Origin of the sequence: Thermogemmatispora sp. (assembly GCF_019683755.1) — a bacterium.
Classification (GTDB): Bacteria; Chloroflexota; Ktedonobacteria; order Ktedonobacterales; family Ktedonobacteraceae; genus Thermogemmatispora.
The window spans coordinates 1-5,410 of sequence record NZ_JADGHT010000320.1; the positions used below are offsets into that span (position 1 = coordinate 1).

The following is a 5,410-nucleotide window of genomic DNA, read 5'->3' on the forward strand; positions in this document are numbered from 1 at the left end:
TGCTAGACCTGCGCTCTGGCATGGCATAGCTGATGGCGACAAGTTGCGGTTGACGCCGGTGATCTCATCAAGGCAGTCTGTCTGGCATAGGCGCCGCGCAGGTTGTCCCAGTGCGGGGCTGGTCACTCCTGCGCCTCCGTTCTGCGTCCTCGCCGTTGGCGGATCAGCCCAGCCAGTGGACAAGACGGAGCCACTCAAGTAGAACAGCCTGAGTGCCTCCCAGAGCAGTCACGCCCGCTGATCCTGGATCAACGTGAGCAGCTCCGGCTCATTGGGGATCAGTCCGACAGCGGCCAGGCGCGGAACCAACTCCCTCCAGCCTGGCTTACTGACAAAGACCTCCCGAAGCAGGACCAGCGCCTGCGGGAGCTCCCCAGCCTGAAGCAGGATCGCCGTCCCGCGAAACTTGAGATCTACGTTGTCGGGATCAAGGGCGAGGGCTTGCCGGAACAGCCTGATCGCCTCGTCGGGCTGCTGCGCCAGCAGCCGCTCATTGCTCTGCTCGAACAGCAGCCAGGCTTTACGGATCGTCACCAGGCGCCTGAGTTCGTCAACAGGGCGAGGGTGATCCTCGACGCGCACGTCGAAGAGGCGTTCACGCCACGGTTGCTCTGTCCGCTTCCCTGAGACAATGACTATGGCAGCTGCTTGCTGACCGCGAATGTCGCCGCCCGCGGCCTGGGCTGCCTCCAGGGCTGTGAGCAGACGATCGCAGAGGTCGCCTGTGCTCTCCTCATAGGCTCGTTTCATCGCTGGCCAGACGCCATCGTTGACCATCATATTGGCCTGGACCGCGAAGCCGTCGCCGCTCAGGTGGCCGGCAGCGGCAACGCAGCGCTGTCCCGTGTGAACGGCAACGCCACCGTGGGCATCCACTAGAGCAACCTGACGGATCTCGCGTTCCTCATCGCCTTGGAGCAAGCGCTCCAGCGCCTGAGCGGCGCTCAATCCTTGTCGCATAAGGGCCAGTCCTTCGGGACCGTAGTCCGTGTTGACAAAAGCTTGCGTAGCAACAGCTCCCACGCCGGCCTCGGCCCAGGGAACCACGCTTCCCACGCCGAAGTAGTAGGATTGCACGGCAACACCCATCTGCCCGGAGGCGCGATCGAGGGCCACAATGGAATAGGTGTGAGCCAATGGCTCGCGGCGGAGGAAAGAAGGGCGATCCATCTTTGTTTCTGTCCTTTCCGATCTGTTCAGGCTATGAGGCAGCTCCAGCCGGTGTGACATCGCGTGCTTTGGGGTCAGCGGCTGGCTGCTGGCTCAGTTGCAGCCAGAGCGCGGCGGCCAGGAAGCAGGCTGCCCCCAGCGGGCCATAGGGGATCACGTGCGTTGTCCCAAAGAGCATAGCGGCAAGTGCAAGCAGGGTTGCCACAGGGCGCCCGCGATTGAGTCCCAGCACGGCGAGAGCCACGAGAGCTACGGCTCCCCACCAGAGCAGCGTACCTGAGCTGCCGCTGGCAACGCCCCAGCCGACGAGGGCAAAGCCGACCACTGCCAACGCCGTGACGGCTAGCCACCGGCCCGGTGGTGTGATGGCCACCGCCGCCGCCAGCAGGCTGATGCCCCAGGCGGCGGAGCCGAAGGTGGCCAGGATATTCGCCGTGCTGCTGGCCCAGTAGGCTTGAATGATGGGTTCGACGACAGCGAGCTGCTCCGGTGGCAGAGTGTGAGCGGACTGAACCAGGGTCCCGGTGCCAAGGCCCACCATTGCATCAAAGGCGGCATAGAGGGGGATAAATGCCGCGATGGCGCCTTTGCTCACCGTGGCCGCCGGACCGCGCCAGTCTTCTGTCAGCAAGTAGACAGCCAGGCCCAGCAGAGGAAAGGCGGCCAGATTGAGAAAGTGCAGCACGAGCCACCAGCCTCCCTGATGCAGCAGAGCGTGATAGACATTGGGATAGGCCGAGACGACGGGATGACCGAGATTGATCGTCCCCACGAGGAGCGGAGCCCCGAAGAGAACGATCAGGCGCAATACCTTTTTCATGAGCAAATCCCTCTTGAGAGATGACATGTGCGATGACATGCTTCTAAACCGCTCTCAAGAGAGCGTAACAGCTGTCCTTTAGACGTACATCGTCAGAAATGACTGACTTTGTCGGTGACTCGGGGAGGCTCGGCGACGGTGGTGGAATAGTCAAAATTGACCAAAGCAACATAGGTCTGGTCTGGCTTAATCCAGCAGGCCATGACGAATAGCAAACACAGCGGCAGCTGCGCGGTTATCAACCCCGGTCTTGTTGAAGATGTTGCGCAGATGATTGGCGACCGTCCGCTCGCTGATCACCAGGATTTCAGCGATCTGGCGATTGCTCTTTCCTTGAGCAACAAGGCGCAGGACCTGGCCCTCGCGGGCACTGAGGCCAGCGGGAAGAGGCTGATAGGCCAATCTGGTTGAGCGATCCGGGCGGCCAGCGGCGCGCTCATGTGGATGGACCCACTCCTGCCACTGTTGCTGCAAGAGCTGCGCCAGGGTAGGGGTGCCAGTACTGATGCTGAGTGCCACGGCCTCTTCCAGGCGTGGCCGGGCCTGGGCAATTGCCTGGGGGCCGTCGCGCACAAGCACGAGGAAGGACTGCGCTCCCAGGGTCATAGCCAGCTCGAAGGAGAGGCTGAGGCGCCTGGCGGCGGCCTCGGCGCGCGCGAGGTGAGTCTCGGCGGCAGCGGTCTCCCCCGTCAGGAGAGCCAGCTCGCCAAGGAGACGATCGACCAGAAAGGAATGGAACTGACCGCGAAAAGGAAGCAGACGGGGGTAGAGGCGTGTGGCCCAGGTCTGGTCGGCAAGCACCGCGCTGGTGGCGGCCATGAAGCAGAGGGCGTGCGCCAGGGGCATGGACTCCGCCGGCAGAGAGGCCACGAGCGTCTCCAGCTCGGCGAGGCAAGTACGGGCCTCCTGCTGTTTGCCCTGAATGGCCTGGACGAAGCCGAGGCCGCCAAGCCACCAGGCCAGCGACTGGGCAGCGTGCTGGCGATACCAGACGAGAGCTGTCTTGATAAGATCTTCGGCCTCGCTCAGATGCCCGCGCGGGGCCAGGAGCAGACCGCGTGTCCACTGCAGCAGCGCCGCTGGCTCGGGGCTGGCGAGCTGCTCAACCACTGACTGACTTCTGTCCAGCGCCTCATCGGCCTCGGCCCACTGGCTGCGCAGGGCGTAGCTGGAAGCCAGGTGTGTATAGAGGTGCCGCAGCTGATAAGGATCATGGCAACGGCGAGCGTACTCAAGCCAGAGGGGAAACAGCTGGGCGCGCCGATCAAGTGCGCCATGCCAGCCATAGGCCATCGTCAGGCAAGCACAGCATTCCGAGACCTCCAGCGCCTCACCTAGGGAGAGGGCCAGCGAGAGGGCCTGCTCTAACAGGGGAAGGCCACGCTGGATCTGATTGGAGCGGATCAATAGATTGCCCAGGGCGCGGCCAGCAGCCGCTTCTAGTCGTCGCTCGCCGAGCTGGCGGGCAAGATCGAGGGCGCGCTCAAGACAGGTGAGCGCCTCCTCTTGCTGGTGCAAGCTTAGTATCAGCAGTGAACCCAGCTCGACCAGGGCCTCGACGGTCTCGGCGGTGGTCTGGGCCGAAAGCTCCGCGACAGCCTGCTCCAAGGCCAGCCGGGCCGGGGCAATGCGTTCCTGGCGCCAATAGGCGCGGCCCAGCCCCAGCGCAGCGCAGCCGGTCAGGTGTTGCTCGCCGTGACGGCGTCCCCACTCCTGGGCGCATTGGAAGGCGTCGATGGCCTCCTGCCAGGCGGAGGCCAGCAGGGCTGCTGCACCCAGTTCGAGGAGCCAGGGGCCACGGCGAGGGTCGTCCGTACTGAGGAGCTGCAGGGCCGTCTGCTGATGAGCCATCGCTTCTGCAGGGGCATAGGTCTGCAGAGCCTGCTGGGCGGCGCTCTGGGAATAGGTGGCGCCGCGCTCGACCTCACCACTGCGAGCGAAATGGAAAGCCAGCTCTGCCAGTTGCTGAGCGCTGGTTGAAGCATGCGCGCGCGCAAGGCGTAGCTCCAGCTCCTGCCCAATGCGTGTGTGCAGGCGCAGGCGCCGTACTGCTCTCACCTCCTGATAGAGGCACTGGCGAATAGTATCGTGGCTGAAAGCAAAGTTGCTGGGAGCGGTGGCCGCGGTCGGAGGAAGCTGGTGAATCAAGCGGGCCTGTACAGCCTCGTGCAAGCATTCCTCCGCACTCTCTTCGTCCTGGCCTGTCACTCTGGCCAACAGGGCCACGTCAAAGGTGCGGCCAATGATCGACGCGCAGCGCAGCAGCTCGACGGTTGCTGGAGCCAGGCGGGCCAGCCGCTGGCGAACGGCGTTCGAAATACTGGGCGGCAGCAAAGGAGAATGAGGGGCAACCAAACAGAAGGCGCCGCCGTCCTGTTCCTGGGCAATAGCGCCACTTTCCAACCAGCCACGGAGCAGCTCCTCGACCAGAAATGGATTGCCCTCGCTCTGAGCGACTAGCAGCCTGCTGACGGCGGAGTCAACAGTGGCGCCAAGGTAGCCCGAGGCCAGCTCGGCCACCGCTGTGGCAGTCAGCGGGGCCAGGGTGATAGGAGTAAGCAGCCGCAGACGCGCTAGCTCGGTCAGGGCGCGCTCGAAAGCGGCGCGCTGCATCAGCTCGCCGTCGCGGTAGGCCCCCACGATCAGCAGGCGTGTGTTGGTCTGATGCTGGGCCACGTGGCAGAGCAGATCAAGACTGGCGCGATCGGACCAGTGGAGGTCGTCCAGGATCAGCAGTAAGGGCCGGGGAGTAGCGATCGCGCTCAGAAAGATGCCGACTGCTTCGAAGAGACGGAGGCGGGCCTGCTCGGGAGGCAAGGGGTAGCTGCTGACGGACTCTCCCAGGCGTAGGGACAGCTCGGGGAGGATGGTAGCCAGAACGGAGACCATAGCGCCAGCCTGGGCGCGTAGCTCGTCGGTGGAAGCGCTGCGGATGTGTTGGCCGAGAGCCTCCAGGAACGGCAGGTAGGGAGGCATCCCCTCGGCGTCGGAGGCCCCTCCCTCCAGCACCGTGGTCCCCTGCTGGCGGGCACAGCGAGCAATCTCACGTAAAAGCCGCGTCTTGCCAATACCTGGTTCGCCTGCCAGGAGTGCCACCTGCAGGCTACCAGCGCGACTCTTCTCCTCAAGGCTCCTCAGCCGGGCGAGTTCACGATCACGCCCGACCAGCGCTGTCTCGTCATGAGAAAGACCGTATTGCTGCATGTTCCTGCTCTCTGCTTGTTACCAGCGGCATGACTCTGCTGTCTGGAACATGCCGTGTCTGGCCTGTTCACCAGCGAACAGCGTACTCGATGTGGGAGCGAAAAGCAAGCCTGACGCACCTTGATGGCAGAGCCGAGACATGTACCTCCAACCGATCGGACAGACGCCCAGATAGTGGGGAGTGCTCAAGCTGATATCCTGCCCATCGTCATGAAT

General features: G+C 63.8%; 3 protein-coding genes. All 3 read right to left on the reverse strand.

Going from position 1 to position 5,410, the window contains the following annotated elements; genetic code table 11:
- Positions 1-228 precede the first annotated feature (228 nt).
- The 3 genes from IRZ24_RS16295 to IRZ24_RS16305 all read right to left on the reverse strand — a co-directional run bounded on the left by IRZ24_RS16295 (position 229) and on the right by IRZ24_RS16305 (position 5,194).
- Positions 229-1,170, reverse strand: coding sequence for a DUF1028 domain-containing protein (locus IRZ24_RS16295; protein ID WP_297166381.1), 942 nt, complete (start codon positions 1,168-1,170; stop codon positions 229-231).
- A gap of 31 nt (positions 1,171-1,201) precedes the next feature.
- Positions 1,202-1,990 carry a hypothetical protein gene (locus IRZ24_RS16300; protein ID WP_297166384.1) on the reverse strand — a complete coding sequence of 263 codons (789 nt, stop codon included), beginning with the start codon at positions 1,988-1,990 and terminating at the stop codon, positions 1,202-1,204.
- Between the two features lie 186 nt (positions 1,991-2,176).
- On the reverse strand, positions 2,177-5,194 hold the full coding sequence (locus tag IRZ24_RS16305) for a helix-turn-helix transcriptional regulator (RefSeq protein WP_297166386.1): 3,018 nt from the start codon (positions 5,192-5,194) through the stop codon (positions 2,177-2,179).
- Between the last annotated feature and the right edge of the window lie 216 nt (positions 5,195-5,410).

What these genes read in the sequence shown, in the direction of transcription:
- IRZ24_RS16300 (WP_297166384.1), bottom strand. Translation starts at nt 1,990, where the DNA reads ATGAAAAAGGTATTGCGCCTGATCGTTCTCTTCGGGGCTCCGCTCCTC.
- IRZ24_RS16305 (WP_297166386.1), bottom strand. Translation starts at nt 5,194, where the DNA reads ATGCAGCAATACGGTCTTTCTCATGACGAGACAGCGCTGGTCGGGCGT.
- IRZ24_RS16295 (WP_297166381.1), bottom strand. Translation starts at nt 1,170, where the DNA reads ATGGATCGCCCTTCTTTCCTCCGCCGCGAGCCATTGGCTCACACCTAT.